Annotated in this window: 2 protein-coding genes; both read right to left on the bottom strand. The window is 68.0% G+C overall.

Features of this window, described 5'->3' with window-relative positions; all coding sequences use genetic code 11:
* A partial coding sequence (locus AC1DQP_RS18800; protein WP_478052235.1) for a DUF4952 domain-containing protein occupies window positions 1-350 on the bottom strand: 350 nt, incomplete at its 3' end.
* Between the two features lie 64 nt (window positions 351-414).
* Window positions 415-2,931, bottom strand: a complete 2,517-nt coding sequence (locus AC1DQP_RS18795; RefSeq protein ID WP_478052234.1) for a membrane-bound PQQ-dependent dehydrogenase, glucose/quinate/shikimate family — start codon at window positions 2,929-2,931, stop codon at window positions 415-417.
* Between the last annotated feature and the right edge of the window lie 118 nt (window positions 2,932-3,049).

Below are 3,049 nucleotides of genomic sequence, written 5' to 3'. Positions count from 1 at the left end.
CCGCAGCACAGATAGCTCAGCGCGGGCATGCCGAAGGTCTGCTGCAGGTAGGTTTCAACCTCCGCCGCGGACGCGCCGCTGACCCGGTAGTGGGCCGTCATCGGCTGCAGGTAGGACGCGTCGTCCTGGTCGCAGCCGAGATACTCGACGGTGTCGGGCTTGCGTCCGATGGTCTGCAGAAAATCCTGGCAGACCGCATCGGGTCGCGCCAGGCCCTCGAGGCGGCCGTTCGCTTCCCAGTCGGCCAATGCCTCGGCCGACGTCCGAGCGCTGGCGGCGGCGTCAACGGTGAGTGCCAGCACGCACCACAGGGATCCCAGTAGACAACGCGCGGCGCTGGTCGTGCTCATGGTCGTTGGCGATAGCGTGAAGTGACCGCATCGTAATCGATACGGTCACTCCTGCCCTTATCACTTACTTCGGCAACGCGTAGGCAATCACGTAATCGCCCGCCGGGGTTTCCATGAAGTGATGCCCGCCAGCCATGATCACCACGTACTGGCGTCCGCCGAATGCGTAGATCATCGGGTTGGCCTGGCCGCCGGCCGGCAGCTTGGCGTGCCACAGTTCCTTGCCGGTCTTCAGGTCGATGGCGCGCAGCAGGTCATCGGTGGCCGCCGCGATGAAGATCAGGCCGCTGGCGGTGACCACCGAACCGCCGTTGTTGGGCGTGCCGATCTCGATCGGCAGACCGGAACGGATGCCGAACGGCCCGTTGCCGCGCGCGCTGCCGAACGGTCGGTCCCACAGGGTCTTGCCGGTGCGCAGGTCGACCGCGCGGATGCCACCGTAGGGCGGCTGCTTGCAGAGCAGTTTGGTGAACGGCAGGCGCCAACCGGCGTTGACGTCGATGGCATACGGCGTGCCGATCTGCGGATCGCCCGCGCCTTCGGCACCGCCCTTGTCGGCGCGCACATCCTCGCGCGGCACCCAGCCCAGCTTGTCGGCCTTGGCGCGGGGCACCAGCAGGTTGTAGTTGGGCATGTCGTTGTAATTGGCCACGATCACCCCGCGTCGCGGATCGACCGCGACGCTGCCCCAGTCCGACCCCCCGTTGTAGCCGGGGTATTCGATGGAATGACGATCGGCTTCCGGCGGGGTATAGAACCCCTGGTAGCTGGCCTTGCGGAACTGGATGCGGCACACCAGCTGGTCGATCGGGGTGATACCCCACATGTCACGCTCGGTAAGGTCCGGCTTGCGCAGCGTGTGGTACAGCGAGAACAGCTGGGTCGGCGAGCGCTGGTCGGGTTCGACGCCGCCGGTGGGCACCTTGCGCTCCTCGGCCGGGGTCAGCAGCTGGCCGGTGCGGCGGTCGAGCACGTACATGTCGCCCTGCTTGGTCGGCAGCAGCAGCGCGGGCACCTTGCCGGCGGCGGTCGGGTAATCGATCAGGGTTGCCTGCGAGCCCATGTCGTAGTCCCACACGTCCTTGCGCACGGCCTGGAAATGCCAGACCGGCTTGCCGGTGTTGACGTCGATGGCCACCAGCGAGGTGGCGTACTTGTTCTGGTTTTCGGTGCGCGAGCCACTCCAGTAATCGCCGGCCGAATTGCCCATCGGCAGGTAGACCAGGCCAAGCTGGTCATCGCCGGTGGCGGTGGTCCACATGTTCGGCGTACCGCGCGTGTAGGTCTTGCCCTGCGCGGGCAGGCCGGTCAGTTCCGGCTGGTCCATGTCCCACGCCCAGCGCAGCTTGCCGGTGACGGCGTCATAGGCCTGGATCACGCCGGACGGCGCATCGCGACGCTGGCCATCGAGCACCTGGTGGCCGGTGACGATCACGCCCTGCACGATTGCCGGCGGTGAGGTGATGGACACATAGCCGGCCGGGCTGTCGCCCATGCCCAGGGTGATGTCGACCTGGCCGTTGTTGCCGAAGCCGGCGCATGGCTTGCCGGTGGCGGCATCCACCGCGATCAGGCGGCCATCGAGGGTGCCTTCGATGATGCGCGCCGAGCAGGCACCGCGCGGCAATTGGGTAAGCACCGGTACGCCTGGTGCGGCATTGGCCAGGTCGGCGGCGACGTCGGCATCGGCGCTGGCCTGTGCGGTGGCCGGCACCTCGTAGTACGACACGCCACGGCACGCGGCCGTGTACGGAATCGACTTGTCTTTGATCTTCGGGTCGAAGCGCCAGCGCTCGGTGCCGTCGGCGGCATTGAGCGCCACCAGCTGGTTGCGCGCGGTGCACAGGTACAGGCTGTCACCGACCTTGAGCGGCGTGGTCTCCGCGCCCCAGCGCTTTTCGGGCAGGTCGCCGGTGCGGAACAGCCAGGCCTGCTCGAGCTTGCCTACGTTGTCCGGGGTGATCTGCTGCAGCGGCGAGAACCGGGTGGCGGCGTTGTTGCGACCGTACGCCGCCCAGTCGCCGTCAGCCGGCTTGTCGGCCGGTTGCAGTGGCGCATCAGATGTGGGCGCCAGCCCGGTGCTGGTCATCGCATCGGGGAAGTCGCCCTCGGCGGCGGTGATGCCGTGGGGCACGAAGGCCAGCACGAACGCCGCCACGAACACCACCGCCAGCACACCGGCGAGGCTGCGCGACAGTTTGCGCGATACCGGGCGGTCCAGCGTGGGCAGCAGCAGCGACAGCACGAAACCGATGCCGACGATCAGGCCCAGCCGCGGCACCCAGCGCCAGTAATCGCCGCCGGATTCCCACCATGTCCACAGCAGCGTACCTAGGAAGACCAGGCCGAACCACAGCGCGCCGGCACGCCGATTGCCCCACAGCAGCACGCCGGACACCAGCAGCCCGATACCGGCCAGCACGTAGTACCAGGAGCCGCCGAGGCCGGCCAGCCACGCGCCCAGACCGCCCAGCACCAGGCCAAGCAGGACCAGCACGATCGACAGGAGAGTGATCAGTCCGTGGCGCGTGCGCCGGACAGTGGCGGTCGGTTCGGGGGGTGTGACGGCGGAGGCGGACATCGTGGTCTCCAATCAAGGCGGCCGGGACGGGGCCCGGCCATTGGTGGAATGCCATCGCGGACGCAGTTGTCCGCTGGTTCGGGAGCCGTTATCCCACCGTCGCCGTGAAGTGCATGCG

It is taken from the genome of Stenotrophomonas sp. P5_A8 (assembly GCF_056400545.1).
This window is presented reverse-complemented; position numbering and strand designations above follow the sequence as displayed.